Annotated in this window: 27 protein-coding genes; 20 read left to right on the top strand and 7 right to left on the bottom strand. The window is 61.8% G+C overall.

What is annotated here, in order from left to right; genetic code table 11:
- Positions 1-76 precede the first annotated feature (76 nt).
- The 4 genes from NKI01_RS00350 to NKI01_RS00335 form a co-directional block, all read right to left on the bottom strand.
- The gene (locus NKI01_RS00350) at positions 77-508 is read right to left on the bottom strand and encodes an HIT family protein (RefSeq protein ID WP_352482287.1); all 432 of its coding nucleotides are present in this window, start codon (positions 506-508) and stop codon (positions 77-79) included.
- A gap of 121 nt (positions 509-629) precedes the next feature.
- A complete protein-coding gene (locus NKI01_RS00345) occupies positions 630-1844 on the bottom strand; it encodes a GNAT family N-acetyltransferase (RefSeq protein WP_352908364.1) in 1215 nt (404 codons plus the stop codon).
- A gap of 40 nt (positions 1845-1884) precedes the next feature.
- On the bottom strand, positions 1885-2613 hold the full coding sequence (locus tag NKI01_RS00340) for a glycerophosphodiester phosphodiesterase (RefSeq protein WP_023717740.1): 729 nt from the start codon (positions 2611-2613) through the stop codon (positions 1885-1887).
- Positions 2614-2627: 14 nt separating this feature from the next.
- On the bottom strand, positions 2628-3092 hold the full coding sequence (locus NKI01_RS00335) for a RidA family protein (protein WP_352908365.1): 465 nt from the start codon (positions 3090-3092) through the stop codon (positions 2628-2630).
- Between the two features lie 138 nt (positions 3093-3230).
- Between NKI01_RS00335 and NKI01_RS00330 the strand changes: the two genes are divergently transcribed.
- From NKI01_RS00330 to tsf, 6 genes are all read left to right on the top strand, one after another.
- Positions 3231-4058 (top strand): cell envelope integrity EipB family protein, encoded by an 828-nt coding sequence (locus tag NKI01_RS00330; RefSeq protein ID WP_023717738.1) that lies wholly within the window; start codon positions 3231-3233, stop codon positions 4056-4058.
- Between the two features lie 138 nt (positions 4059-4196).
- Positions 4197-5495, top strand: a complete 1299-nt coding sequence (locus NKI01_RS00325; RefSeq protein ID WP_352482291.1) for a lysophospholipid acyltransferase family protein — start codon at positions 4197-4199, stop codon at positions 5493-5495.
- Between the two features lie 43 nt (positions 5496-5538).
- Entirely contained in the window at positions 5539-5817 is a 279-nt protein-coding gene (locus NKI01_RS00320; protein WP_023717736.1) for a DUF4031 domain-containing protein, read from the top strand.
- Positions 5814-6425, top strand: coding sequence for a LysE family translocator (locus tag NKI01_RS00315; RefSeq protein WP_352961505.1), 612 nt, complete (start codon positions 5814-5816; stop codon positions 6423-6425). The genes NKI01_RS00320 and NKI01_RS00315 overlap by 4 nt, the downstream gene beginning before the upstream one ends.
- A gap of 177 nt (positions 6426-6602) precedes the next feature.
- Positions 6603-7400, top strand: coding sequence for a 30S ribosomal protein S2 (gene rpsB / locus NKI01_RS00310; RefSeq protein ID WP_023717734.1), 798 nt, complete (start codon positions 6603-6605; stop codon positions 7398-7400).
- A gap of 119 nt (positions 7401-7519) precedes the next feature.
- A complete protein-coding gene (tsf, locus tag NKI01_RS00305; RefSeq protein ID WP_023717733.1) occupies positions 7520-8443 on the top strand; it encodes a translation elongation factor Ts in 924 nt (307 codons plus the stop codon).
- Position 8444: 1 nt separating this feature from the next.
- Here tsf and NKI01_RS00300 read toward each other — a convergent pair whose 3' ends face one another.
- Positions 8445-9383, bottom strand: coding sequence for a LysR family transcriptional regulator (locus tag NKI01_RS00300; RefSeq protein WP_023717732.1), 939 nt, complete (start codon positions 9381-9383; stop codon positions 8445-8447).
- Between the two features lie 114 nt (positions 9384-9497).
- Here NKI01_RS00300 and NKI01_RS00295 point away from each other — a divergent pair, with 114 nt between their 5' ends.
- The 14 genes from NKI01_RS00295 to lpxB all read left to right on the top strand — a co-directional run bounded on the left by NKI01_RS00295 (position 9498) and on the right by lpxB (position 22625).
- Complete coding sequence (locus tag NKI01_RS00295; protein WP_352961502.1) at positions 9498-9809, top strand: nuclear transport factor 2 family protein; 312 nt, start codon at positions 9498-9500, stop codon at positions 9807-9809.
- A gap of 173 nt (positions 9810-9982) precedes the next feature.
- Positions 9983-10813 (top strand): aldo/keto reductase, encoded by an 831-nt coding sequence (locus NKI01_RS00290; RefSeq protein WP_352961499.1) that lies wholly within the window; start codon positions 9983-9985, stop codon positions 10811-10813.
- A complete protein-coding gene (locus NKI01_RS00285; protein WP_352961496.1) occupies positions 10696-11088 on the top strand; it encodes an aldo/keto reductase in 393 nt (130 codons plus the stop codon). The genes NKI01_RS00290 and NKI01_RS00285 overlap by 118 nt, the downstream gene beginning before the upstream one ends.
- 133 nt (positions 11089-11221) lie before the next feature.
- On the top strand, positions 11222-11944 hold the full coding sequence (gene pyrH / locus NKI01_RS00280) for a UMP kinase (RefSeq protein ID WP_023717729.1): 723 nt from the start codon (positions 11222-11224) through the stop codon (positions 11942-11944).
- 105 nt (positions 11945-12049) lie between these two features.
- On the top strand, positions 12050-12604 hold the full coding sequence (frr, locus tag NKI01_RS00275) for a ribosome recycling factor (RefSeq protein ID WP_352961493.1): 555 nt from the start codon (positions 12050-12052) through the stop codon (positions 12602-12604).
- 32 nt (positions 12605-12636) lie between these two features.
- Positions 12637-13359, top strand: coding sequence for an isoprenyl transferase (locus NKI01_RS00270; RefSeq protein ID WP_023717727.1), 723 nt, complete (start codon positions 12637-12639; stop codon positions 13357-13359).
- Positions 13360-13362: 3 nt separating this feature from the next.
- Entirely contained in the window at positions 13363-14196 is an 834-nt protein-coding gene (locus NKI01_RS00265) for a phosphatidate cytidylyltransferase (RefSeq protein WP_023717726.1), read from the top strand.
- Between the two features lie 104 nt (positions 14197-14300).
- On the top strand, positions 14301-15443 hold the full coding sequence (rseP, locus tag NKI01_RS00260; RefSeq protein WP_352961490.1) for an RIP metalloprotease RseP: 1143 nt from the start codon (positions 14301-14303) through the stop codon (positions 15441-15443).
- 217 nt (positions 15444-15660) lie between these two features.
- Positions 15661-18015 carry an outer membrane protein assembly factor BamA gene (gene bamA, locus NKI01_RS00255; RefSeq protein WP_352482671.1) on the top strand — a complete coding sequence of 785 codons (2355 nt, stop codon included), beginning with the start codon at positions 15661-15663 and terminating at the stop codon, positions 18013-18015.
- A gap of 182 nt (positions 18016-18197) precedes the next feature.
- A complete protein-coding gene (gene lpxD, locus NKI01_RS00250; protein WP_023717723.1) occupies positions 18198-19256 on the top strand; it encodes a UDP-3-O-(3-hydroxymyristoyl)glucosamine N-acyltransferase in 1059 nt (352 codons plus the stop codon).
- Positions 19249-19713: a 3-hydroxyacyl-ACP dehydratase FabZ gene (gene fabZ / locus NKI01_RS00245; protein ID WP_023717722.1), complete on the top strand. Its 465-nt coding sequence runs from the start codon at positions 19249-19251 to the stop codon at positions 19711-19713. Before lpxD ends, fabZ begins: the two co-directional genes overlap by 8 nt.
- Before the next feature lie 13 nt (positions 19714-19726).
- Entirely contained in the window at positions 19727-20560 is an 834-nt protein-coding gene (gene lpxA / locus NKI01_RS00240) for an acyl-ACP--UDP-N-acetylglucosamine O-acyltransferase (RefSeq protein ID WP_023717721.1), read from the top strand.
- 6 nt (positions 20561-20566) lie between these two features.
- Positions 20567-21469: an LpxI family protein gene (locus tag NKI01_RS00235; protein WP_352961487.1), complete on the top strand. Its 903-nt coding sequence runs from the start codon at positions 20567-20569 to the stop codon at positions 21467-21469.
- On the top strand, positions 21459-22625 hold the full coding sequence (gene lpxB, locus NKI01_RS00230) for a lipid-A-disaccharide synthase (protein WP_352716615.1): 1167 nt from the start codon (positions 21459-21461) through the stop codon (positions 22623-22625). Before NKI01_RS00235 ends, lpxB begins: the two co-directional genes overlap by 11 nt.
- 95 nt (positions 22626-22720) lie before the next feature.
- On the opposite strand, the gene gltA is transcribed toward lpxB, so the two are convergent.
- Together gltA and gltX are read right to left on the bottom strand one after the other, a co-directional pair.
- A complete protein-coding gene (gltA, locus tag NKI01_RS00225; RefSeq protein ID WP_023717718.1) occupies positions 22721-24049 on the bottom strand; it encodes a citrate synthase in 1329 nt (442 codons plus the stop codon).
- Positions 24050-24227: 178 nt separating this feature from the next.
- Positions 24228-25649: a glutamate--tRNA ligase gene (gene gltX, locus NKI01_RS00220; RefSeq protein WP_023717717.1), complete on the bottom strand. Its 1422-nt coding sequence runs from the start codon at positions 25647-25649 to the stop codon at positions 24228-24230.
- Between the last annotated feature and the right edge of the window lie 92 nt (positions 25650-25741).

Here is a 25741-nt window from a genome sequence, read left to right as displayed (position 1 = left end):
AGTAAAAAAGCCCCGGCAACGGGGCTTTTTTCATGAAGCTTGTGGTCGAGTGTCGGCCGAGCGGCTTCGCCCCGATTCAGTTTGCCAGCGCCGTCCGTATCTTGCCGGCGTTCTCAGCCAGGACTTCAGGCTGTTCCATCTGTCCGCTGTGCGGCTTCAAGGGGATGCCTTCGAAGCGCGGAATGACATGGACATGGAGGTGGTAGACGGTCTGGCCCGAAGCTGGTTCGTTGAACTGCATGACCGTGACGCCATCGGCATCGAAGGCCTTCTTTACTGCCCGCGCAACTTTCTGCACGTGAGCGAAGAGGGGGCCAAGCACCGCCGGATCCGCGTCGAGCAGGTTGCGCGACGGCGCTTTCGGCACGACCAGCGTGTGACCCGGTCCTTGCGGCATCACATCCATGAAGACGATGACCGCATCATCCTCGTAGACGCGGTGCGAAGGGATTTCTCCGCGCAGGATTTTTGCGAAAATGTTGCTGCTGTCGTAGGTTGCTTCGGCCATGGCGCACGCTCCGGTTCTTGGCTCGCGGTCTCGTGTAGCGAAGCTGTTGCGGGCGGGCAAGACGATCGGTCGACATCGGCCATGCAGGCTCGAACGTGGTTGAGCGATCGGGCGGGTTTTGCTACTCCGCCATGTCCTTGCGGAACGGGGTGTGCTCTTCCAGATATTCGCTCATCCGCTCGACTTCGCGCCGCTCGCGCTGGAGGTAGTCGGCCACTGCATTGCGCAGACCTGGATGGGCGATGTAGTGCGCCGAATGCATCGTCACCGGCCGGTAGCCGCGCGCCAGCTTGTGCTCGCCCTGCGCACCGGCTTCAACCACCTTCAGCTTTCGCGAGATGACGAAATCGATCGCCTGATGGTAGCAGACCTCGAAATGCAGGAACGGGTGGTCCTCGATGCAGCCCCAATTGCGGCCGTAGAGCGCGTCTGAACCGATGAAGTTGATGGCGCCGGCTATGTAGCGCCCGTTGCGTTTGGCCATCACCAGCAGGATGTCGTCGGCCATGCGCTCGCCGATCAAGGAGAAGAAATCGCGGTCGAGGTAGGGCCGGCCCCATTTCCTGCTGCCGGTATCCATGTAGAACGCGTAAAAGTCGTCCCAGGCTTTTTCGGTCAGATCCTTGCCGGTCAGCCAGTCGATCGAGATGCCGTCGGCGAGCGCCTCACGCCGCTCCTTTTTCATCGCCTTGCGCTTGCGCGAGGCCAACGTCGAGAGAAAATCGTCGTAGCTCGAAAAGCCTTCGTTGAAGAAGTGAAACTGCTGGTCGGTGCGATGCAGGAAGCCGGCTGCCGCCAAGATCTGGACATCATCCTCCGGCGCGAAGGTGACATGCGCGGAAGACACGCCGAGCTTATCCGTCACCGCCTTTAGGCCGGCCGCAAGGCCGGCCTTGACGGTGGGGCTGTCCTCGCGCTTGCCGACCAGCAGGCGAGGGCCGGTGACGGGTGTGAACGGCACCGCGCATTGCAGCTTCGGATAGTAGCGCCCGCCGGCGCGTTCGAATGCGTCCGACCAGCCATGGTCGAAGACATATTCGCCCTGGCTGTGCGACTTCAGATAGCAGGGGACCGCACCGAGCAGCTTGCCTTGCGCGGTTTCCAGCCTGAGATGATGACCCTGCCAGCCGGTGCGTCGAACGGCGCAGCCGGAATCTTCTAGCGCGCTCAAAAAAGCGAATGAAACAAGCGGGTTGTAGGCGTTTTCTGCCTCGCCCCGCGTAGTGCCACCAAGGCTGTCCCATTCCGCGCTGGTGAAGGCGCCGATGCCCGCGGCGATGCGGATCGACAGCTCCGCATTCGCCGTTTGTCTGTCGCAGTCGTCCCCTTGATCCATGTGGCTTACTTAAGCTCGCTGCGAACCCATACAAGCCCGTTCAAGCAAGCCGCACAAGATCGGGCTCGAATCCTTCGAACGTCATCTGGTCGGCATATTTGAAGGTCAGGTCGACGGCAGGTTGGTCATGCACTGTCCAGGTGATCACCGGCATGCCGAGCCTTTCACGTACGAACGACACGAACCGGTTCGGCAGGTCGCCGGCGGCGTAGGAGATAAAGGCGATGTCATGCGCCAGCATGGCGAAATGCGCCTCGATCAGATGGTTGTCGTTGCCGTAGGCGGTCAACCCGCCGGGTATGCCGGGTGCATGTTTCGGGAACTCGCGGATCAGCCAATGGTCGAACGACATGATCGCGGTCTTGCCCTTATAGCGCTTGAGCATCTTGCCGACGCCTTCGACCAGGCCTTCGTCGTGTCCGGCAGCGCCTTTCAGCTCGACAACCATCGGCACACGCCCGTCGACCAGATTAAGCGCCTGCTGCAGCGTCGGCAAATGGTCGGCGGTGCCGCCGACCTTCAGCGCCGTGATCTCAGCAGCCGTACGCTGCCAGACGAAGCCGTCCTCGCCGGTCAGCCGCCGCAGATCGCCATCGTGGATGATGACGGGGACGCCGTCGGATGACAGGTGCACGTCGCACTCGATCGCATAGCCGCGCTCGGCTGCCGCGGCGAAGGCGGAAAGAGTGTTCTCCCAGCGCGCCTTGTTCATGTCGTGGAGGCCGCGATGGGCGACGGGCCGGGCAGTCAGCCAGGAAAGGTCGGTCATGGTCGCAGTCCCGGTCATTCGACTTCGAAGATCGCTTCGATTTCCACTGCGGCATTAAGCGGCAGGGAGGGGGTGCCGACGGCGGAGCGGGCGTGCTTGCCGCGGTCGCCGAGCACGGCGACGAGAAAATCCGAGGCGCCGTTGGCGACCAGATGCTGTTCGACAAAATCCGATGCCGAGGCGACGAAGACGGTGATCTTCACCAGGCGGCGGATCTTGTCGAGATCGCCAAGTGCCGCCTGGGCCTGCGCCAATATGTTGATCGCACAGTATTTTGCGGCTTCCTTTCCGGTCGCGGTGTCGACATCGCGGCCAAGCAGCCCGCTCGCCTGGAGCTTGCCCTCCTTGAGCGGCAACTGCCCGGCGGTGAACAGCAGATTGCCGGTCCTGCAATAGGGAACGTAGTTGGCGGCGGGCGCAGCGGCAGCCGGCAGCGTCACGCCGAGATCGCTTAGCCGCTTTTCGATTGTTTCGCTCATGCTATTTCCCTATTGCTTGAAGGTGCCGCGCAGGCCGGGCCGAAATTGCTATTTTTGCCTCGCTTCCGCCACGACTTTTTTTAAGCTGGACCATCTTTCCATGCGGCCTGCCATTAGCCGCGATGATCGGAGCACCCCATGCGCGCAACGCGCCTCGCATTCAACGCCGTTCTTCTGACAGCGGCTTCCTGGGCGGCTCCCGCTTTTGCGGTGCCGGCGCTGCAGGCGCACCGCGCCGTCTATGATATCACCCTGGACAAGGCGTCGGATCGCTCGGGGATCACCGGCATATCGGGCCGTATGGTCTACGAGTTCAATGGCTCGCCTTGCGAGGGCTACACGGTAAAGTTCCGCCTGGTCACCCAGATCGTCACCAACGACAATACTAGGCTGACCGACCAGCAGATGACCACCTTCGAGGATGCCGAAGGCAAGACCTTCTCCTTCGTCAACAAGTCCTTTGTCGACCAGAACCTCGACAAGGAGGTCAAGGGGACGGCAACGAAGGAGGCCAATGGTCTCAAGGTCGAAATCGACAAGCCCGAGAAGAACAGCCTGGAACTCGCCGCGACCCAGTTCCCGACCCAGCAAATGGTTGAAATGATCGGCAAGGCGGAAAAGGGCGAGCGTTTTTACGAAACCAACCTGTTCGACGGCTCGGAGGATGCCAACAAGGTGATGACCACCACCGTCGTCGTCGGCAAGCAAGCCAATGCCGACAAGACTGATCCGGAAGTGCCGGCGCTGGCCAAGCTCGCCAGCGACAAATACTGGCCGGTTGACATCGCCTATTTCGACGATACCGACAAAGGCGGCGAGGAAGTGCCGGAATACCGGATCAGCTTCAAGCTGCACGAGAACGGCATCACGCGCGGTCTCGTAATGGACTATGGCGAGTTCTCGATGACCGGCAAGCTGGTCAATCTGTCGCTGTTCGATCAGCCAAAGACCTGCCCGTCGAAATAGGCTCGAACCGACGGCAAGCTGCTGCCGGCTGCTCTCCGCGATAGTGGCGCTTGATCTTGCGAGCATGTTGCACCGACTTGAGCATGCCGCAATTGCATATCAACGTCTTACGACGGTAAGCGCCGCGGGGGGAGCAGGTTGAGCAGGATCGACGTTTTTGTGGCGCCGCGGCCCAATGCGACGCTGATCAAGGCCATGACATTCGTCAACCGCATTGTCATGCTGCACGGCATTCCGGGGCTTCGCGACCTGTTGCCGTTCAACCGTCTGGCCGGTCTGCGCGGCGTCGCCAATGTCCGCCACATCGATTTTCCGGAGGACGACCGGCAAAGGTTGAAGGCTTGTTGCGGCGCGGGCAAGGCGACGTTCATCACGCCCAACCATCCGGAGTTCTTTACCGACTGGATGATCGACAAGGAGGTCGTCTCGCGGGTAAGCCCGCTGGCGGCATCCTGGGCCACGCACGGCGTCGTCAACGGGCTTGGCCGGCTGATGCAGAAATTCTGGCTGGCCAACAATCTAATCGCCCAAATCCCGGGCAATAGCGGGGCCGCCAAGGAACATTCGGTGGCCTGGGCGCTGAAAGGGCACGGCGTTCTCCTGCATCCCGAAGGCGGCGTCGGCTGGCATGCCAACATCGTTGCCCCGCTGCTGCCGGGCGCGGTCGAGATGGGGCTCGAAGCGCTGAAGCGCGGCCGCCTGACGGATCCGGATTTCAAAGTTTGGATCGCGCCCGTGATCTGGAAGCTCGCTTTCACGGGGAATGTCGAGGCAGCGCTGGCAAAGGAGTGCGCCTACGTCGAGCGCAGCCTGAAGATCGAACGCCATGCCGCCGATTCGCTGCCGGAGCGTGTCCATCATATCTATGCGACGTTGCTGTCGCGCGATGAGGCTGCATATGGCCTGCGGTCCGATGAGCGGGTTTCGTATGACACACGTCAGAAGGACCTGCTCGCGGAACTCGGCCGTCGCCTTGCTGAACTTGTCTCGGTCGGCGCCGGCACGCTCGACAGTGCCGAGCTTTTGCGCCGGTCGCGCCGCTGGCTGCGAGAAAACACGGATGATACCGGAAGCCGGAAGCAGGTCCGAACGCTGGCGGATACGATCCAGCGCTTGCGGCGTGTCGGGCCGTGGGCTTCAGCCAATCCGCGCATCACGCAGGAGGAGATCGCCGAACACTTGAAGCGGATCCGCAACGATTATTGCAAGGGTACACTGCGCGATACGATCGATCGTTTCGTGCCGCAGCCGGCAGGCCCACGCCGCGCCCATATTCGGGTGCCGGACCCGTTAGGCTTGCACGCCTATGAAGGCTCCGTCGAGGCGGCACTCGTCGAACTGCACGACCGCATGCAGGGGACCATCACCAGCACCATAGCGCAACTCCAGGCCGGCGGCGGCTTCATATTCTATGCTAATCCCTTCTATCATCGTTAGCGGCGTGTTGGTCGGCGCAAGATGAAGGAGTGCGGCAAGCCTCATGGCGGTCTATGTCGATGCGGCGATCTGGAAATGGGTCGGCCACCGCTGGTGTCATCTGCTGGCAGACGACACCGACGAGTTGCATCGCTTCGCCGCGCAGCTCGGCATCAAGCGCTCGTCCTACCAAGGGCCGCCGAAGACATCGGCGCCGCATTATGACATAACCGGGTTCGAGCGCGACCGCGCGGTGCGGCTCGGCGCCATCGAGTGCAGCCGCGAGGAGATCGTCGCTGTTTTCCGGCGTGTGCGCGTGCCGAGGGGGAAGATGCGACGATGACATTGACGGCATTTTTGGCTTACTGCGCCGCGATCACATTTGCCGCCGCCACGCCTGGTCCGGCGATGTTCACGGTTATCTCCAATGGCGTCTCGCTTGGCTTCGTTCGCGCTTTCCTGGCTGGACTCGGCATCGCCGCAGGCGACGCGGTGCTGGTCACCTTGGCACTGCTCGGTCTCGTGGCGCTGGTACAGGCCTTCGAATGGGTTTTTTTAATCCTGAAGTATGCGGGTGCTGCCTATCTGGTGTTTCTCGGCATCCGGATGTGGCGATCGGCCTCCGCGCGATCGCATGGACAGCAGGCAACCCAGGCAAGACTGTCTCGATCGTTTTTCCTCGGTATCTCCATCGCATTGGGCAATCCCAAGGCGATCCTGTTCCACGCCTCTATCATGCCGCTGATTCTTGACCTCAATACGATGACCTTCGCCGATGGGCTGCTCGTGGTTGCGGTCGTGATCTGCGTCAACATCGTCACCATGGGCTTCTACGCAGCGCTCTCCGGGCGGGCTTCGAGCTGGTTCAAGACGCCAAGGCGCATGCGGCTGATGAACAGGTTTGCCGGCGGCGCCATGATAGGCACCGGTGCGCTGATCGCCGCACGCTGAGCCGCAAGACGCCACAGCGCTTGCGTTTGTCGCGCATCCCCTCTATATGCGCACACATTCCACACACGGACTTTGGTGTCTGCCCGGGAGAAATCCGGCGGAAACCTCCGGTGGCGTTCGAGGACCAAGTCCAAAAAATGCCTGTGTCCGTGGAGGCTAACCGGAAAGGAAATAAGAATGGCTCTGCCTGATTTCAGCATGCGCCAGCTATTGGAAGCTGGCATTCACTTCGGCCACCAGACCCACCGCTGGAATCCGAAAATGGCGCCCTATATCTACGGCGCCCGCAACAACATCCACATCATCGACCTCTCGCAGACGGTGCCTTTGCTGCACCAGGCGCTGAAGCAGGTTTCCGACACTGTTGCCAAGGGCGGCCGCGTGCTGTTCGTCGGCACCAAGCGCCAGGCCTCCGACATCGTCGCCGATGCCGCGCAGCGCTCGGCTCAGTACTATGTTAACTCGCGCTGGCTCGGCGGCATGCTGACCAACTGGAAGACGATCTCGAATTCCATCCAGCGCCTGCGCAAGCTCGACGAGATGCTGGCCGGCGAGGCTCAGGGCCTGACCAAGAAGGAGCGCCTCAACCTCGACCGCGAGCGTGAGAAGCTCGACAAGGCGCTGGGCGGCATCAAGGATATGGGTTCGACGCCCGATTTGATGTTCGTGATCGATACCAACAAGGAAGCGATCGCCATCCTCGAGGCCAAGCGTCTCGGCATCCCGGTCGTTGCCATCATCGATTCCAACTGCGACCCGGACAAGATCGACTTCCCGATCCCCGGCAATGACGATGCGGCCCGCGCCATCCAGCTCTATTGCGATCTGATTGCCAAGGCTGCGATCGACGGCATCGCCCGCCAGCAGGGCGCACTCGGCGTCGACATCGGCGCATCGGTCGAGGCTCCGGTCGAGCCGGCGCTCGAACCGACCCCGGCCGCCGAGAGCCCGGCAACCCAGACCCCGGAAGCATAATAGCGAAGGCCGGCTGCGGCCTTCATCTTTCCAATATGTTGGCGCGGTAAGCGCTACCGGCACCAGGCGCATCATCGAAACTCGATGGTGCGTCGGTGCATTTAGACAAAGAGGCGACAATGAGCATTTCGGCTGCACAGGTCAAAGAACTCCGCGACTTGACCGGCGCGGGCATGATGGACTGCAAGGCGGCGTTGAACGAGACCAACGGCAACATGGAAGAAGCCATCGACTGGCTGCGCAAGAAGGGCATTTCCAAGGCCGACAAGAAGGCTGGCCGTACTGCTGCCGAAGGCCTGATCGGCGTCGATTCCGGCGTCCGCGAGGCAGCGATCGTCGAGGTCAATTCCGAGACGGATTTCGTTGCGCGCAATGCTGCGTTCCAGGAGATCGTCGCCAATGTCGCGAAGGTCGCGCTTGCCTATGGCGGCAAGACCGAGGCCGTTGCCGCTGCTCCCTATCCGGGCTCGGGCAAGTCGGTCACCGAGACCATCAAGGACGCAGTCGGCACCATCGGCGAGAATCTGGGCTTCCGCCGCTCGGCCAAGCTCACCGTCGAGCACGGCGCTGTCGCAACCTACGTCCACAATGCGGTTGCCGACGGCCTTGGCAAGCTCGGCGTGCTGGTCGCCATCGAGACGACAGGCAACGCGCAGGCCGCCAACGCCTTTGCCCGCCAAGTCGCCATGCATGTCGCCGCCACCAACCCGATGGCCTTGACCACCGAAGAGCTCGATCCGGCCGCGGTCGAGCGCGAGAAGGCGATCTTCGCCGACCAGGCGCGCCAGTCCGGCAAGCCGGAAGCGATCATCGAGAAGATGGTCGAGGGCCGTTTGCGCAAGTTCTACGAAGAGGTCGTGCTGCTCAAGCAGGCTTTCGTGCTCAATCCCGACATCACCGTCGAGAAGGCGCTGAAGGATGCCGAAAGCGAGATCGGCGCGCCGGCCAAAATCGCCGCCTATCTGCGCTTCGCGCTCGGTGAGGGCATCGAGAAGGAAGAGACCGATTTCGCGGCGGAAGTCGCGGCAGCGGTCAAGAAGTAAACTATTCGTTTGAAAGGCTTTTTCGGCCGGGTGTCCGCGAGGATGCCCGGCCGATTTCTTGCGCGGTGTCGATAAAGGCGCGGAGCTTCGGGGCCATCGCGGCGCGGCGCGGGAAATAGAGGAACAGTCCCGGTTCCTCGATCGATGCCTCGCCAAGGACTTCGACCAGCCGGCCTGCCTCGATGTCGGGCTTGACAAGCGGCTCGAACAGATATGCGAGGCCGATGCCGGCAAGGGCCATGTCTTTTGCCGACAGCGGTTCGCTGACGACGACGCTGCCGCGCGTCTCGACGCCGATATCCTTGCCCTGGTCTGACAGATCCCAACGGTAGAGCGCACGTGATCGCAACAGCCGATAGCCGATGCAGTTGCGGGTGGAGAGATCAGCAATTGTTCGCGGCTTTCCGTGGCGGCCGATATAGGCCGGAGAGGCGACAATGGTCGTCCGGAACGGCTGAGTCAGCCGCACCGTCACCATATCCTCGGCGATCATCTCGCCCAGCCGGATGCCGGCGTCGAAACCCTCGCCGACGATATCGCTCAGACGTTCGTCGGTGACGATCTCCACCGTCACGTCAGGGTAACGTTCCGCCATCGCCGTCAGGATGGGCATCAGCGCCAGAGGCAGCGCCAAACGCGGCGCGTTGATCCTGAGCAGTCCGCTTGCCCGGCCTTTGACAGAGCGGATGCGTTCGATCCGGTCGGCAATGTCTTCCAGCGCCGGCTCCGCCGCAGCGACGAGGGCGGTGCCAGCCTCGGTCAGCGAGACGCTGCGTGTGGTGCGGGCAAACAACGGCTGGCCGATTCGCTCCTCCACCAGCCGCACCGCATGGCTGACCGCTGACGGGCTCATGCCGAGCTCGGCGGCCGCCGAGGCGAAGCCGCCACGCCGCGCGACGGCAACGATTATAGGTAGGTGGCTAAGCAGATCGCGATCCATTCATGCATGGTATCGCATAGTCCATTCGGATAATGCAATCTTATCGGATAGGGAAGAAGAACGCATCTTTGGCTGCATCACACGGCAATCGCCGAGCAGCCAAGGAGACGTCCAATGACCGACCTCAAGTCCGAACGAACCCGTAATCTCGAGACAGTGCGTAAATTCTTTGACCTGATGCACCGCAAGGACATTGAGGCATGGGGCAACCTTTGGGCTGAAGATGGCCGAATCCTTGTCTTCTACCCGCCGGCAGGATTTGGAAGCAGCATCGATGGTAAGGCCGCGATCCTGGCGGCCTTCCGAGGCCTCTTCGGCAATTTCGAATCCTTCGACTCCCAGCTGACAGCCGTCTATCCGGCAGCGGATTCGGACGCGATCGTCGTTGAGTACAAGAACCGCGCGATGCTGATTTGGCGGCTCTGAATACACCAACAGCAATATCGCGATCTTCCGCTTCGAGAGCGGTCTGATCAGCGCCTACCACGACTATTTCGATCCGCGTCGGTTCCAGGTGGTGGTCGATGCGCTGGCCAAGGCCTGACTGCATATCCCAGGCAAGGACCTCAATCCCGTTTTCAAATTTCAGGAGAAAATCCATGACCATGTCCTACTACACGCTCGGCAACAGCGGGCTGCGTGTCACTCGTCTGGCGCTCGGCACCATGACGTTCGGCACGGAATGGGGCTGGGGCGCGGAGAAGGAAACGGCGCGCGCCTTGGTTGATGCCTATGTCGAAGCCGGTGGCAATTTCTTCGATACCGCCGATCTCTATACCGGTGGCACGGCCGAAACCTGGCTCGGCGAATTCATCGCCGAGCGTGGGCTGCGCGACAAGGCGGTGATCAGTACCAAATTCACCTACAACGCCGAACCGGGTAATCCAAATGCCGGCGGCAACGGCCGTAAGAACATCCTGCGGGCGGTAGACGGTTCGCTGAAGCGGCTCGGCACCGATTACATCGACCTCTACATCCTCCATACCTGGGACAGGCTGACGCCACCGGAGGAGGTGATGCGGATGCTGGACGATCTGGTGCGCGCCGGAAAGATCCGGCATGTCGGTCTGTCCGACGTGCCGGCCTGGTACGCAAGCCGGGCGCAGGCGATCGCCGAGCATCGCGGCTATGAACCGGTTTCGGCGCTTCAGCTCGAATATTCGCTGGCCGAGCGCAACATCGAGCACGAGTTCGTGCCGTTCGGCACGCGCTATGGCGCTGGAATCATGGTCTGGAGTCCGTTGGCCAGCGGCCTGCTCAGCGGAAATACCGTTTCGATACAATCGTCAAGGATGGTGGCCGGCTGGAGACAATGCGTGGTTCGACCAATCCCGGTTTCCAGAAATTCACCGACCGCAACTGGCAAATCGTCGCCGAACTGGAGAGGGTTGCCGGCCAGCTCGGCCGCAGCATGGCCCAGGTCGCCCTGAACTGGGCGGCAAACAGGCCAGGCATTGCGTCCGTCATCGTCGGCTCCACCAGGCTTGACCAGCTCAAGGACAATCTCGGCGCGCTTGATTTCGACATTCCCGAAGACCTTCTGGCACGGCTCGATGCGGTGAGCCGGCCGGTCACGCCCTTTCCGTATTCGTTCTTCGGCCCTGAAATACAAGGCGGCTTGACCGGTGGGCAGGCGGTTGGCGACAAGCCGGCAAGCTATCTGCCGGATCTGCTCATGCAAGGCACTTTTGCCGGCGTGAGCTGACGGCTATCCCAGTCCACGATCTCAACTTTCCGGCTCGGGCGCCGCGTGACATCGCGGCGCCCTTCGTGTATCGGAACGCCCAGTGTTTCGGGGCGCCACCGAAGCGCGTCACACGCATGATGACGAGGACCAGATGACGGTGAAGCCCCTCTACCGACGTGTCTTGCTGAAAGCGTCGGGCGAAGCGTTGATGGGCGAACAGCATTTCGGCATCGACGTATCGGTGGTCGACCGCATCGCCGCCGACATTGCCGAGGCCCGCGCACTGGGCATCGAGGTCGGTGTCGTCATCGGCGGCGGCAACATCTTTCGCGGCGTCGCGGTTGCATCAAAAGGCGGAGACCGCGTCACCGGCGACCATATGGGCATGCTTGCCACGGTCATCAATTCGCTGGCGCTACGCACCTCGCTCAACAAGATCGGCGTCGACGCCGTGGTGTTGTCGGCGATCGCCATGCCCGAGCTGTGCGAAAGTTTTTCGCAGCGTCAGGCAACCGCCTACATGAACCAGGGCAAGGTCGTCATCTTCGCCGGTGGCACCGGCAATCCGTTTTTCACTACCGATTCGGCTGCAGCCCTTCGCGCCGCCGAGATCGGCGCCGATGCTTTGTTCAAGGGCACTCAGGTCGATGGCGTCTATTCGGCTGATCCCAAGAAGGACCCGAACGCGACACGCTTCGAGCGCATCAGCCATAGCGACGTCATAAAACGCGGGCTTTCGATCATGGATACCGCGGCGATTGCACTTGCGCGCGAAAACAACATTCCGATAATCGTCTATTCGATCCACGAGAAGGGTGGTTTCGGTGATATCCTGCGTGGCGGCGGCCGTTGCACGGTTGTCGCCGACGATTAATCCGGACCGTGAACCCGAAAGAGGGACCAGTTCGCGGATTGAGGCTCGAACAGGGTTTTACCCTCAAGGCAGTGAACCCGGGCTAAACGGGTCGAGGAGACGATGATGAGTGGCGAATACGACGATCTCAAACGGCGCATGGACGGGGCGATCGCCGCGTTCAAGCATGATCTGGCTTCGCTGCGCACCGGCCGCGCGTCGAGCAGCCTGCTCGACGCCATCCAGGTGCAGGCCTACGGCACCGCCATGCCGATCAACCAGGTGGCAACCGTGTCGGTGCCGGAGCCGCGCATGATCTCGGTTTCGGTCTGGGACAAGTCGATGGTCAGTGCCGTCGACCGCGCCATCCGTGAATCCAATCTCGGCTTCAATCCAATCGTAGACGGCACCAATCTCAGGATCCCGTTGCCTGAACTCAACGAGCAGCGCCGCAAGGAGCTTGTCAAGATCTCGCACGGCTATGCCGAGAATGCCCGCGTCGCTGTGCGTCACGTTCGCCGGGACGGCATGGACTTTCTGAAAAAGACGGAAAAGGACGGCGACATCAGCGAGGACGACCACCGCAAACGGGCCGACCAGGTTCAGAAACTAACCGACGAGACAATCAGCACCATCGACCACCTGCTTTCCGACAAGGAAGCGGAAATCATGCAGGTCTAGGGTCTGGCCACGGCTGGCCCGGAAGCGAGAACATGGCAACGCCCGCGCATGTCGCGATCATCATGGACGGAAACGGACGCTGGGCCAAGGCGCGCGGCTTGCCGCGGCTCGCCGGTCACCGCGCCGGCGTCGAAGCGCTGCGCAAGACGGTGCGCGCCGCCCCTAACCTGGGCATCTCCTTCCTGACCGTCTACGCTTTCTCGTCGGAAAACTGGTCACGGCCGAAATCCGAAGTCAGCGACCTCATGGGCCTGCTGAAGCTTTTCATCCGACGCGATCTCGCCGAGTTGCACCAGAGCGGCGTCCGAATCAGGGTCATCGGTGACAGGGCAGGGCTGCAGCCCGACATAAGAGGCCTGCTCGAGGAAGCCGAAACGCTCACTCTCCGCAACGAGGCGCTGACGCTGGTCATCGCCTTCAATTATGGCGGGCGCGACGAGATCGTCCGCACAGCGCGCAAGCTCGCCGCGGCGGTGGCGCGTGGCGAGATCGACAGCGAAGCGATCACGGCAGAGTCCTTCGCCAACTCGCTCGATACAGAGGGCATTCCGGACCCGGAACTGGTTATCCGCACCAGCGGCGAGCTTCGGCTGTCGAATTTCCTGTTATGGCAGGCCGCCTACAGCGAACTTGTTTTTTTGCCTTGCTACTGGCCCGACTTCAGTCGCGAGCACCTGTCCGATGCACTGCGCGATTTCGCCGGCCGCGAGCGCCGCTTCGGCGGACTTGCCGCCCAAGACGTCGCCTCGGGCTGAGGGATGAGCAACCTTCAGCTCCGCGTCATTTCGGCCGTCGTGCTTGCCATCGTTACGCTCGGCCTGACCTGGCTTGGCGGACTGCCCTTCCGGTTGCTTTGCGCTGCCATGGCGGCGGTGATCTTCTACGAGTGGACGCGGATGAGCCGCCCCGTTGCGCCTGCAGGTGCTAATGCTACGGCAGGTTTCCGCTTTCTGCCCGAGGCGCTGATCGTGGTCTTTATCGGTGCCCTCATCGCCGGCCTGCCTGCGTCTTTGCTGCTGCCGCTCGTCGCGGCTCTGGTTGCTGTCGCTGCCATCGCGGCGTCGATGCGCAAGGCAGGACCGTGGGAAGCATCCGGCCTTGCCTATGCGGCGGTTTCCGGCCTGTCGCTGGCCTTCTTGCGCGACGGCGACCGTTCCGGGCTGCTGGCCATCCTCTTTCTGTTCGCCGTGGTTTGGGCGACCGATATTTTTGCATATTTCGTCGGCCGCTCCGTCGGTGGTCCAAGGCTGGCGCCGTCGATCTCGCCGGGCAAGACGCGGAGCGGGGCGCTCGGCGGGGCGATCGGCGGCGTGGTGGCCGGGCTGCTTCTGGCCGCCATAGCCGGAACGGGCAACGTTGTCGTGCTTGGCGTGATCGCACTGGTGCTTTCGATCGTCGCGCAAGCCGGCGACCTGTTCGAATCATGGGTCAAGCGACGCCACGGCCGTAAGGACTCCGGCGCGCTAATACCCGGCCATGGCGGCATCATGGACCGGGTCGACGGGCTTGTCGCGGCGGCTTTCGCCCTATACGTCATCGGCTGGATTTCCGCGACCGCCGACCATCCCGCACAGGGACTGTTCCCGGTTTGAGCGGCATCCGACGGCGGGCTGGCGCGGGTTGCGCCATGGATTCGCCTGGATTGATGTCACAGTCGCGGCGTGACCTGCGCCGTGGATGAATTTGAGGGCATGAATTGAACGAGATTCTTCACGCGGTTTTCAGCACAGAGGGCTTTGTCCTCGGCACGCTGGTGCCTTTCCTGTTCGTGCTGACCGTGGTCGTTTTCGTCCACGAAATGGGCCACTACCTCGTCGGCCGCTGGTGCGGTATCGGCGCAAAGGCCTTTTCGATCGGTTTTGGTCCTGAAATCATCGGCTTCAACGACAGCCGCGGCACGCGCTGGAAGCTTTGCGCCATACCGCTCGGCGGCTACGTCAAGTTCGTCGGCGACATGAACGCGACGTCGAGCCAGCCCAGCTCGGAGGAGATCGAGGCGCTGAGCGACGAAGAACGCAAGGTCGCCTTCCACACGCAGCCGATCTGGAAGCGCGCGGCGACAGTGATGGCGGGGCCGCTGTTCAACTTCCTGCTGACGATCGCTGTCTTTTCCGTGCTTTTTTCTGTCCATGGCCGTCCCGTGCTGGAGCCGATGGTGGCTGAGGTTACCGTCGGCAGTCCGGCGGCGGCGGCCGGCATCATGCCCGGCGACCGATTCGTCAGCGTCGACGGCAGCAAGGTCGAGACCTTTGCCGACGTCCAGCGTCTGGTCTCCGGCCGTGCCGGCGACAGCATCACCTTCGTCATGCTACGCGGCGGCAAGGAAATCACCGTCACGGCGACGCCGCGCTTGATGGAACAACAGGACGCACTGGGCAACAAGGTCCAGGTGGCCGTGATCGGCGTCGTCAACAACAAGGAACTCGGCCAGCCACGGCTGATCACCTACAGTCCGGCCGGGGCGGTCGGGGCAGCGGTCCAGGAAACCGGACACGTCATTCAGCGCACCGGCCAGTTCCTGCAACGTTTCGTTGTCGGTCGCGAGGACAAGTGCCAGCTGGGCGGCCCTATCAAGATCGCCAAGATGTCGGGTCAGGCGGCAAAGCTCGGCTTTGAATGGCTCGTACAGCTTGTTGCATTCCTGTCAGTCGGGATCGGGATTCTCAACCTTTTGCCGATTCCCCCCCTCGACGGAGGGCATCTTCTGTTCTACGGCGTGGAGGCTGTCATCCGGCGGCCGGTGTCCGAACGGATGATGGAAATGGCTTACCGAAGCGGCCTCATATTGGTGCTCGGCTTCATGGGCTTTGTTTTCTGGAACGATCTGTTTGGGTGCTGAAATCATGAAGGAATTTGGCTTCGGCACGAGCAATGTTGAGACGCCGTTTACCATGCGTGGGGATATGCGTGACGCGAAAGCCACGCCACAGGGTTAAGTAAATACAAATTAACCAGAAGCCTTGCGTGTAGGGAAAATCCGGTTAATACGGTAGGGGAAATTACCGCACGTCCGGTTTTCTCGCCGTGGGGACTTCGAGAAAAGGTACAAAAGCCCGATGAAGGCAGCATCCAAGTTTCTGAGCGCCGCGTCCGCGGTGGCTATGTCCGCCGCTCTGGTTGTACCAGGCGCGCTCGCAGTGCAGTTCGTTGCCACATCGGCCGCCGAGGCGGCTGTCGTCTCCAGAGTCGAAGTCACCGGCAATCAGCGTGTCGACGCGGACACCATCCGCAATTACGTGACGATCAAGCCGGGCAAGGCGTTTTCCAGCTCCGACATCGACGATGCGGTCAAGGCGCTGTTCGGCACCGGGCTGTTTTCGGACGTGCAGATCAACCAAGTCGGATCGACGCTGGTCATCAAGGTTTCCGAATACCAGGTCGTCAACCAGGTGCTGTTCCAGGGCAACAAGAAGCTCAAGGACAACGCGCTTGAAGCTGCGGTGCAATTGAAGCCGCGCAGCACCTTCTCGCAACAGCAACTCGACACCGACGTTGAGGCGGTCAAGGCCGCTTACAGGCGTATCGGCCGCGACGACGCCGCCGTGACCACCCAGATCATGGATCTCGGCGATAACCGCGTGAACGTGGTCTTCAACATCAACGAAGGCGGCCGCACCCAGATCGCAGCGATCAATTTCGTCGGCAACAGCGCCTATTCGAGCCGCCGTCTGTCGGACATCATCTCCACCAAGCGCTCGTCCTTCCTTTCCTTCGTGCTGCGCGACGACGTCTATGACGAGGACAAGCTGCGGGCCGACCAAGAGCTGTTGCGCCGCTTCTATTACAATCACGGCTATGCCGACTTCCAGGTCGTCTCGGCTGTCGGCGAACTCGACGACACCACCAACAAATACACCGTCACCATCACGGTGCAGGAGGGCGAGCGTTATACGTTCGGCGATGTCAGTGTCGAAAGCACAATCCCCGAGGTCGACAGCAAGTCGCTTGAATCGGTAGTCCAGACCCACAAGGGCGATGTCTATAACGCCAAGGACGTCGAGGACACGATCATCGCGCTGACCGAGAAAGTCGCCGGTTCGGGCTATGCCTTCGCCCAGGTGACGCCGCGCGGCGATCGCAACTTCGAAAACCACACGATCTCGGTTGTGTATACAATCGACCAGGGCACCAAGGCCTATATCGAGCGCATCGAGATCCGCGGAAACGATCGAACGCGCGACTACGTCATTCGCCGCGAATTCGATGTCAGCGAAGGCGATGCGTTCAACCAGGTTCTCATCCAGCGCGCGAAGAGGCGGCTGGAAGCGCTCGATTATTTTGAGAAAGTCGAGATTTCCACCGTTCCGGGCTCTGAGCCGGACCAGGTCGTGTTGGTGGTCGACGTAGTCGAGAAGTCGACCGGTGAATTCTCGATCGGTGCCGGCTATTCGACTGGTGGCGAAACGTCAGGTCCGTCCGTCGAAGGTTCTATCAGTGAGCGCAATTTCCTCGGTCGCGGCCAATTCATCAAGGTGGCGGCGGGCGGCGGCAAGAACTCGCGCGACTACAGCTTCTCTTTCACCGAACCTTATTTCCTTGGGCGGCGCATCGCGGCCGGCTTCGACATCTACAAGCAGAGCCGAAACTACGACCATTACGACAGCGATACGACGGGCGCGACAGTGCGTTTCGGTCTGCCGATCACCGACAACATCACGACGCAGCTCGCGTACAATATCGCGCAAGAGAAGTACGAGTTCGACGAAGACTGCGACCCAATGGCCGGTTGCAACGTCTCCCAGGCGATCCAAAACGGAGTTAACGAGAGCCCATGGCTCAAGTCGTCGGTCAGCCTCGGCCTGATCTACAACACCATCGACGACATGAAGAACCCGCATGACGGGCTTTATGCCAATGTCAACACCGAAGTGGCCGGCGTCGGCGGCGACGCCAAGTTCATCAAGGTCACGGCGCGCGGCAGCATCTATCAGACGTTGTCCGAACAATTGGATCTGGTAGGCCTCATTTCCGGCGGCGCCGGCCATGTCCAGGGATATGGCGGCGGCGATCTACGTGTCTTCGACCATTTCCAGAGCAGCGACCGTATGATCCGCGGCTTCGAATATGGTGGCATCGGTCCGGTTGCCTTGGACAACCGCAACGACCATCTCGGCGGAACCACTTATTTCAACGCCTCGGCCGAAGCCCAGTTCCCGCTGCCGGTTATCCCGGAAAGCTTCGGCCTCCGCGGGGCAGTGTTTGCCGATGCGGCAACGCTCTACGGCAGCAAGATTGCAAGTGGCCTCGTCGATCAGTCGACAACCGGAATGGAATGGCGCGCTTCTGTCGGTGTCGGCCTGATGTGGGCATCGCCCTTCGGTCCGATCCGCATCGACTATGCGATCCCGGTCAAGAAGGAAAAGACCGACGACGTGCAGGAATTCAACTTCGGTATATCGACCCGCTTCTGATGAGCGGGTAACGATGCTTCCGGCTCGTTTGGATCCGGATGGGCGGTGACCCGACACTACAGCGCAGCGCGTCCTATTGGACACGCAAAGGATGTTGTAGCACTTTGTTTTTGCGCATGATCCTTTCCGAGGATCGACTTCCGATTTCCGGGGTCATGCGCTAGCTGGATATTGCTTCTGGAATGACCGATCCGGTGTTCTTCGCGCCCTCACGCCGGTATACGGCCGGCGAAGTCGCGAATCTGACCGGCTCGACGCTTGTCGATTCCGGTCTCTCCGATGTATCGATCGAGGCTCTGGCGCCCGCCAACGAAGGCGGCGAGAACGCGCTTGTCTTCGTCGATGGGAGGCGCAATTTCGCGCTGATGCAGTCACTGCGGGCGGCAGCGGTTCTCTGCCCCGCCGAATTTGCCGGCAAGGCGCCGGCGGGCATTGCGGTGCTGGTGCATCCGCGCCCGCAGCAGGCTTTCGCAATGGTCGGGCGCCTGCTTTTCCCGGCGGCTGCAACGCCTGGACCGATGACCGGCGAAACCGGTATCTCGCCGCACGCCCATCTCGATCCGACCGCCCATGTCGAGGCCGGTGCGATCATCGAAGCAGGCGCGGTCATCGGGCCGCGCGCTGCCATCGGCAGCGGAACCGTCATTGCCCCGCATGCGGTTATCGGTCCTTCCTCTCAGATCGGCCGCGACGGCTATGTCGGTCCAGGTGCAAGCGTGCAATATGCGTTGATCGGCAATCGCGTCATCATCCATGGCGGTGCCAGGATCGGCCAGGATGGCTTCGGTTTCGTTGCCGGCGCCAAGGGTCCGGAGCGGGTTCCGCAGATCGGCCGCGTCATCATTCAGGACGACGTCGAGATCGGCTCGAATACGACCGTCGATCGCGGCGCCATGTCCGACACGATCATCGGCCAGGGCACCAAGATCGACAATCTGGTGCAGATCGCCCACAACGTTCGCATCGGCCGCAATTGCATTATAGCCGGGCTTTCGGGTATTTCCGGTTCCGTGACGGTAGGCGACAACGTCACCATGGGTGGCGGCGTCGGCCTTGCGGATCATTTGACCATCGGGTCCGGGGCCAAGCTTGCCGCAAGAAGCGGGTTTATGAGCAATGTGCCTGCAGGTGAGATTTGGGGAGGATATCCGGCGCAGCCGATGGCGGAAGCCATGCGCGAGATAGCGGCCTTGCGCAGACTTGCACGGACGCGCAAACAGGGTGAGGGGGGAAATGGCTGAGATCGCAGCGGCGACGCTCGAAGCGGTTGACATAATGCGGCTGATGAAGCTCCTGCCGCACCGCTATCCGTTCTTGATGATCGACCGCATTGTCGACATAGATGGCGACGAATCCGCCATCGGCATCAAGAACGTCACCATAAACGAGCCGCATTTCCAAGGTCATTTCCCCGACCAGCCGGTCATGCCCGGCGTGCTCATCATCGAGGCGATGGCGCAGACGGCCGGCGCCATCTGCATCCGCAGCCTCGGTACGGAAAAGCCGTCGCTGGTTTATTTCCTGACCATCGACAACGCCAAGTTCCGCAAGCCGGTCGTTCCAGGCGACCAATTGAAAATTCATGTGAAGAAAATCAAGAAACGCGGCAATCTTCTCAAATTCGCCTGCGAGGCCCTCGTCGATGGCACCAAGGCGGCGGAAGCCGAGATCTCGGCAATGATGGTCGCAAGCGGCTGACAAACGAATGCTAATGAAAATCCAGACAGTCATCCATCCATCGTCGGTCATCGAGGCAGGCGCCCAAATCGGCGAAGGCGCCCGCATCGGACCCTTCTGCTACGTCGGCCCCGACGCCGTGATCGGCGACCGTGTCGAACTGGTCAGCCATGTGTCGGTGATGGGCGCGACCACCATCGGTGCATCGACCAAGGTCTATCCGATGGCGATACTGGGCGGGCCGCCGCAGAACACCAAGCACAAGGGCGGCCGTACCACGCTGGTGATCGGCGAGAACTGCGCGATCCGCGAAGGCGTCACCATGCATCTCGGCACCGATTCCAGCCGCGGCGAAACGACGATCGGCGACAACGGCAATTTCCTCGCCTATGCCCACATTGCACATGACTGCGTGGTCGGCAGGAACGCCACCTTCGCCAATCAAGCGACGTTAGGCGGGCATTGCGAAGTCGGTGACAATGTCTACATCGGCGGCCTTACCGCGGTTCATCAGTTTGTCCGCATCGGCGATAACGCCTTTCTCGGCGGTTGCTCGGCGATCGTCGGCGACGTCATTCCCTACGCCATCGCCGTTGGCAACCGTGCCAGCCTTCGCGGCCTCAACATCATTGGCCTGAAGCGCGCCGGCCTGCCGCGTTCCGAGATCCACTTGCTGCGCAAAGCCTACAACACGATCTTCGATCGCTCTCGGACCGTCGGCGAAAACATCGAGTTCGCCAAGGCGGAATTCGCCTCGTCGCCGACGGCCATGAAGATCGTCGATTTCATCGCTGGCCGCGGCAAGCGGCACTATGCCGTGCCGTCGCTCAAAGGTGGCGACGGCGACGATACCGATGATGAAGACTGAGGGCAGATGACGAAGATTGAGGCTGCCGGAAAGGGCCTTGATCTCGCGCCAGATGCCAAGGTCAGCATCATCGCCGGCGGCGGCAGTCTCCCGGTCGAAATTGCCCGAGCGCTCGCCCGGCAAGGCAAACCTCCCTTCGTCGTCATGGCGGCGGGCGAGGTCGACCGCATAGTCGATTTCGAGCCCTATGAGCAGGCAAGCTTGAGGCTGGAGGACGTCGGCTCGCTGCTGCCGATGCTCAAGCGGCATCACGTTACGCATCTGGTGACCGCGGGACATATTACGCGCCGCCCCAGGCTGAGCGCCATGCGCCTCAATTTGGGCCTGCTCGCCTGGCTACCCAGCCTTCTCGTCGGTGTAACCCGGGGGGACGATACGGTGCTGAAACTGTTCGTGCGCAGGATCGAGCGCAGCGGCATCAAGGTTGTCGGCGCTCACGAGATCGTGCCGGAACTGGTCGCCGCTGAAGGCCCGCTGACCAAGATGGCGCCACGCAAATCCGACTGGCGCGACATCGAGGCGGCGCACGCTGCAGCAAAAGCTATCGGCGCGCTGGATATTGGCCAGGCGGCTGTTGCGGTTGGTGGCCGCGCCATCGCGCTGGAAGGCGTCGAGGGCACAGACGGGCTGCTCGAGCGGACAAAACAATTACGCGGGCACGGCAGGCTGGCTGGCAGGAGCCGTGGTGTTTTGGTCAAATGCGCCAAGCCCGGTCAGGAACTGCGTGCCGATCTGCCCTCCATTGGCCCTCTGACCGTCGAGGCGGCGCATGCCGCCGGACTGGCCGGCATTGCCGTCGAAGCCGGCCGCTCGCTGGTGCTCGAAGGTCCTGCCACCATCGGGCGTGCCAATGCACTCGGCCTGTTCGTGATCGGCCTGCCTGCTGCGGAGCCGGCGCATGGCGAATGAGCAGCCGTTGAAGATAGCCGTCGTCGCCGGCGAGGAGTCCGGCGACCTGCTTGGCGCCGACCTTGTGCAGGCGTTAAAGCGCATGACCGGGCGCGAAGTTCGGCTCGTAGGCATCGGCGGCCGCCATTTGCAGGCGCTCGGTTTGGCGCCATTGTTCGACGGCAGCGAGATCGCGCTGATGGGGCTTAGCGCTATCCTGCGCGACCTGCCGCGCCTGATGCGGCGGATCGGCCAGACGGCAAACGCGATTGTCGATGAAAAGCCCGACTGCCTTATCACCATCGACAGTCCGGATTTCTCGCTGCGCGTCGCCAAGAAGGTGCGCGCCGCCGATCCGACGATCCCGATCGTCCACTATGTCTGCCCGAGCGTATGGGCTTGGCGGCCGGGCAGGGCGGCGGCAATGAAGCCATATGTCGATCACATTCTTTGTATCCTGCCGTTCGAGGTGAAGGAACTCGCTCGCCTGGGCGGGCCGCCCGGCACCTATGTCGGGCATCGCCTTGCACACGATCCGGGCATAGTCAGTGCCGCCAGGGCGCAGGCGCAGCCGCGTGACCTCTCCGCCGACCGTGTGAAAACGTTGCTTGTATTGCCCGGTTCGCGTCGCGGCGAGGTGCGGCGCCTGGTCGGGCCGTTCGGCGAAACGGTATCGATCCTGCGGGCGCGCGGGCACCGCTTGCGCTTGCTGTTGCCGACGGTGCCGCACGTCGCCGACCTGGTCAGGACCTCGGTCGCGAGCTGGAACGAGAAGCCGGAGATCATCCTTGATGCCGAACGCAAATGGCAGACCTTCGGCAAGGCCGATGCGGCGCTGATCGCGTCGGGGACGGTATCGCTGGAACTGGCACTGGCGGGCGTGCCGATGATCTCCTGCTACCGGCTCGATCCGGTCATGCGCATGGCGCAGGGACTGATCAAAGTTTGGAGCGCAGCCTTGCCCAATCTCATCGCCGACCGGCCGGTCGTGCCGGAACACTACAACCAATATGTGCGTCCGCATTATCTGGCGCGCCAGCTGGAGGCGCTATTCTCCGATACCGCCTACCGCGCCTGGCAGAAGGACGGTTTTGCCGAAATCGCCGGGCGTATGGCAACCGACAAGCCGTCAGGCGAGATGGCGGCGGGGGTGGTGATGGGCATGGTGAGGAAGTGAGCGAGTAGTGAGTAGCGAATAGGAAATGGTGCTGGCCGTAACAGCCAAGCTGCTTCAGCTACTACTCGCTACTCGCTACTCGCTACTCGCTACCTTCACCGCTTCGCGATCGGCACGTAATCCCGTTCCGGCGCACCGGTATAAAGCTGGCGCGGACGGCCGATCTTCTGGTGCGGGTCCTCGATCATCTCCTTCCACTGCGCGATCCAGCCGACGGTGCGGGCAACCGCGAACAGCACGGTGAACATGGTAGTGGGGAAGCCCAGCGCCTTCAGCGTGATGCCGGAATAGAAATCGACGTTGGGGTAGAGCTTCTTCTCGATGAAATAGGAATCGGTCAGCGCGATCTTTTCCAGCTCCATGGCGATGTCGAGCAGCGGATCGTCCTTGATGCCGAGCTCGCCCAGGACTTCGTGCGCGGTCTTCTGCATGATCTTGGCGCGCGGATCGTAGTTCTTATAAACGCGGTGGCCAAAGCCCATCAATCGGAACGGATCGTTCTTATCCTTGGCGCGCGCAATGAATTCCGGGATGTGATCGACATGGCCGATCTCGCCCAACATGTTCAGGGCTGCCTCGTTGGCTCCGCCATGTGCAGGACCCCACAGGCAGGCGATGCCGGCAGCGATACAGGCAAAGGGATTGGCGCCCGACGAGCCGGCGAGGCGGACGGTCGAGGTCGAGGCGTTCTGCTCGTGGTCGGCGTGCAGGATGAAGATGCGCTCCATCGCGCGCGCCAGCACCGGATTGATCTTGTATTCCTCGCAAGGCACGGCGAAGCACATATGCAGGAAGTTGGCTGCGAAATTCAGTTCGTTCTTCGGATAAATGAACGGCTGGCCGATGTGGTATTTATACGCCATCGCCGCGATCGTTGGCATCTTGGCGATCAGCCGCATCGAGGCGACCATGCGTTGATAAGGGTCCGAGATATCGGTGGAATCGTGATAGAAGGCCGACAGCGCGCCGACCACGCCGCACATCACCGCCATCGGATGCGCATCGCGGCGGAAGCCGGTGAAGAAGCGCGACATCTGCTCATGCACCATGGTGTGGCGCGTCACCCGGTAGTCGAAATCGTCCTTCTGCGCCTTGGTCGGTAGTTCTCCGTAGAGCAAGAGATAGCAGACTTCGAGGAAGTCGCCGTGCTCGGCCAGCTGGTCGATCGGGTAGCCGCGGTGCAAGAGAATACCGGCATCGCCATCGATGAAGGTGATTTCCGATTCGCAGCTCGCCGTCGACGTAAAACCGGGATCGTAGGTAAATACGCCGGTGGTGCTGTAGAGCGAACCGATGTCGATGACATCAGGTCCTACCGAACCACTTCGTATCTTGAATTCATGGGTTTTGCCGTCGAGTTCCAGTTTTGCCGTCGACGCCTGGGTTTTGCCGCCAAATTCCATCTTTGTCGCAGGTTCGGTCATAGCAAACTCCTTTTTGTTTCCTCAGGCCGGCAACGGCAAAACATTGAACCCAACACGTCAAAAGCATCGGAATACGCACATTTGCGCCCGCAATTGAATCTGCGCGCCAGATTAGGCCAAGACCCAATGTTGCACTGCGAAACACACCTTTCAATGCCAATCTTCTTGGGCCAGTTTCCTAATCGATTTGATCGGCAATCCGCGCCAGGCCTTCCTCGCGGCCAAGCACGGCCAGCACATCGAAGACGCCGGGCGAGGTGCTTTTGCCGGTGAGCGCGGCGCGCAGAGGTTGGGCCACGGCGCCGAGTTTGTGGCCGCCGGCCTGCGCATAGTCGCGGATCGCGGCTTCCGCCGAGGCGGCAGACCAGTCCGAAATCGTGGCCAGTGCCGCATGAGCGCCCCGCAGGATCGCGCGCGCCTCACCGCTGAGCAGCGCCGCCGCCTTCTCGTCGACCGGCATCGGCCGCTCGACGAACAGGAATGCAGCCCCTTCAACAAGTTCGACCAGCGTCTTGGCGCGCTCCTTCAGGCCTGGCAAAGCGGCAAGCAATTGCGCCTTGCGTCTGTCGTCGAGGCTAGCTGCGATCGCCGGACCGCCGTCGAGATAGGGCAGAGTGGCGATGAAGATGTCGAGCAGCGCCGCGTCGTTCATGCGGCGCATGTGCACGCCGTTCAGCGCCTCGAGCTTGGCGAAGTCGAAACGGGCGGCGCCCTTGTTGACGTCGCCAATGTCGAACCATGCGATCATGTTGGCGATCGACATGATCTCATCGTCGCCGTGGCTCCAGCCAAGCCTCGCCAGATAATTGAGCAGCGCCTCCGGCAGGTAGCCCATGGCGCGATAGGCCTCGACGCCGAGCGCACCGTGCCGTTTCGACAGCTTGGCGCCGTCGGCACCGTGGATCAGCGGGATATGCGACATCGACGGCACCTCCCACCCCATGGCATGGTAGATCACCGTCTGGCGGGCGGCGTTGGTCAAATGGTCGTCGCCGCGGATGATGTGGGTGACGCCCATGTCGTGATCGTCGACGACGACGGCATGCATGTAGGTCGGGTTGCCGTCCGAGCGCAGAATAATGAAATCGTCGAGATCCTTGTTGGGAAAGCGCACGTCGCCCTGGACGCGGTCATGCACAACCGTCTCGCCGTCTGTCGGCGCCTTGATGCGGATCGCCCCCTTGGCGCCGGCCGGCGCCTCGGAGGGGTCGCGGTCGCGCCAGCGGCCGTCATAGCGGGGAGGCAGCCCCTTGGCTCGTGCGCTCTCGCGCATTGCCTCCAACTCGGCAGGCGTCGCGTAACAATAATAGGCCTTGCCCATGCGAACGAGTTCCTCGGCCACCTCGCGATGGCGCGGCGCACGCTCGAACTGCGACACCGGCTCACCGTCCCATGTCAGGCCAAGCCAGGAAAGCCCGTCGAGGATGGCCGCGGTTGCCGCATCGGTGGAACGCTCGCGGTCGGTGTCCTCGATGCGCAGCAGCATCGTGCCGGCTGTGTGCTTGGCATACAGCCAGTTGAACAGCGCCGTGCGCGCCCCGCCAATATGCAGATAGCCGGTGGGCGAGGGGGCAAAACGGGTGACGACCTTGTCGGGCATGGAACTCTCAGGCAGGCGAAGGAAGTGGGTTTGCGGACTTTCGCGCGTTGCGCGTTCATGTAGCATAGGAGGTCGAGGGCGCAAGGGGCAGA

Origin of the sequence: Mesorhizobium sp. M0815 (assembly GCF_040319995.1) — a bacterium.
In the GTDB taxonomy this organism is placed as follows: Bacteria; Pseudomonadota; Alphaproteobacteria; order Rhizobiales; family Rhizobiaceae; genus Mesorhizobium.
The sequence above is the reverse complement of the archived record's forward strand: the minus strand, read 5'-3'. Positions and strand labels throughout refer to the sequence as shown.

Coding starts and splice junctions, on each gene's coding strand:
- NKI01_RS00350 (WP_352482287.1), bottom strand. CDS start 508: ATGGCCGAAGCAACCTACGACAGCAGCAACATTTTCGCAAAAATCCTG.
- NKI01_RS00345 (WP_352908364.1), bottom strand. CDS start 1,844: ATGGATCAAGGGGACGACTGCGACAGACAAACGGCGAATGCGGAGCTG.
- NKI01_RS00340 (WP_023717740.1), bottom strand. CDS start 2,613: ATGACCGACCTTTCCTGGCTGACTGCCCGGCCCGTCGCCCATCGCGGC.
- NKI01_RS00335 (WP_352908365.1), bottom strand. CDS start 3,092: ATGAGCGAAACAATCGAAAAGCGGCTAAGCGATCTCGGCGTGACGCTG.
- NKI01_RS00330 (WP_023717738.1), top strand. CDS start 3,231: ATGCGCGCAACGCGCCTCGCATTCAACGCCGTTCTTCTGACAGCGGCT.
- NKI01_RS00320 (WP_023717736.1), top strand. CDS start 5,539: ATGGCGGTCTATGTCGATGCGGCGATCTGGAAATGGGTCGGCCACCGC.
- NKI01_RS00315 (WP_352961505.1), top strand. CDS start 5,814: ATGACATTGACGGCATTTTTGGCTTACTGCGCCGCGATCACATTTGCC.
- rpsB (WP_023717734.1), top strand. CDS start 6,603: ATGGCTCTGCCTGATTTCAGCATGCGCCAGCTATTGGAAGCTGGCATT.
- tsf (WP_023717733.1), top strand. CDS start 7,520: ATGAGCATTTCGGCTGCACAGGTCAAAGAACTCCGCGACTTGACCGGC.
- NKI01_RS00300 (WP_023717732.1), bottom strand. CDS start 9,383: ATGGATCGCGATCTGCTTAGCCACCTACCTATAATCGTTGCCGTCGCG.
- NKI01_RS00295 (WP_352961502.1), top strand. CDS start 9,498: ATGACCGACCTCAAGTCCGAACGAACCCGTAATCTCGAGACAGTGCGT.
- NKI01_RS00290 (WP_352961499.1), top strand. CDS start 9,983: ATGACCATGTCCTACTACACGCTCGGCAACAGCGGGCTGCGTGTCACT.
- NKI01_RS00285 (WP_352961496.1), top strand. CDS start 10,696: ATGCGTGGTTCGACCAATCCCGGTTTCCAGAAATTCACCGACCGCAAC.
- pyrH (WP_023717729.1), top strand. CDS start 11,222: ATGACGGTGAAGCCCCTCTACCGACGTGTCTTGCTGAAAGCGTCGGGC.
- frr (WP_352961493.1), top strand. CDS start 12,050: ATGAGTGGCGAATACGACGATCTCAAACGGCGCATGGACGGGGCGATC.
- NKI01_RS00270 (WP_023717727.1), top strand. CDS start 12,637: ATGGCAACGCCCGCGCATGTCGCGATCATCATGGACGGAAACGGACGC.
- NKI01_RS00265 (WP_023717726.1), top strand. CDS start 13,363: ATGAGCAACCTTCAGCTCCGCGTCATTTCGGCCGTCGTGCTTGCCATC.
- bamA (WP_352482671.1), top strand. CDS start 15,661: ATGAAGGCAGCATCCAAGTTTCTGAGCGCCGCGTCCGCGGTGGCTATG.
- lpxD (WP_023717723.1), top strand. CDS start 18,198: ATGACCGATCCGGTGTTCTTCGCGCCCTCACGCCGGTATACGGCCGGC.
- fabZ (WP_023717722.1), top strand. CDS start 19,249: ATGGCTGAGATCGCAGCGGCGACGCTCGAAGCGGTTGACATAATGCGG.
- lpxA (WP_023717721.1), top strand. CDS start 19,727: ATGAAAATCCAGACAGTCATCCATCCATCGTCGGTCATCGAGGCAGGC.
- NKI01_RS00235 (WP_352961487.1), top strand. CDS start 20,567: ATGACGAAGATTGAGGCTGCCGGAAAGGGCCTTGATCTCGCGCCAGAT.
- lpxB (WP_352716615.1), top strand. CDS start 21,459: ATGGCGAATGAGCAGCCGTTGAAGATAGCCGTCGTCGCCGGCGAGGAG.
- gltA (WP_023717718.1), bottom strand. CDS start 24,049: ATGACCGAACCTGCGACAAAGATGGAATTTGGCGGCAAAACCCAGGCG.
- gltX (WP_023717717.1), bottom strand. CDS start 25,649: ATGCCCGACAAGGTCGTCACCCGTTTTGCCCCCTCGCCCACCGGCTAT.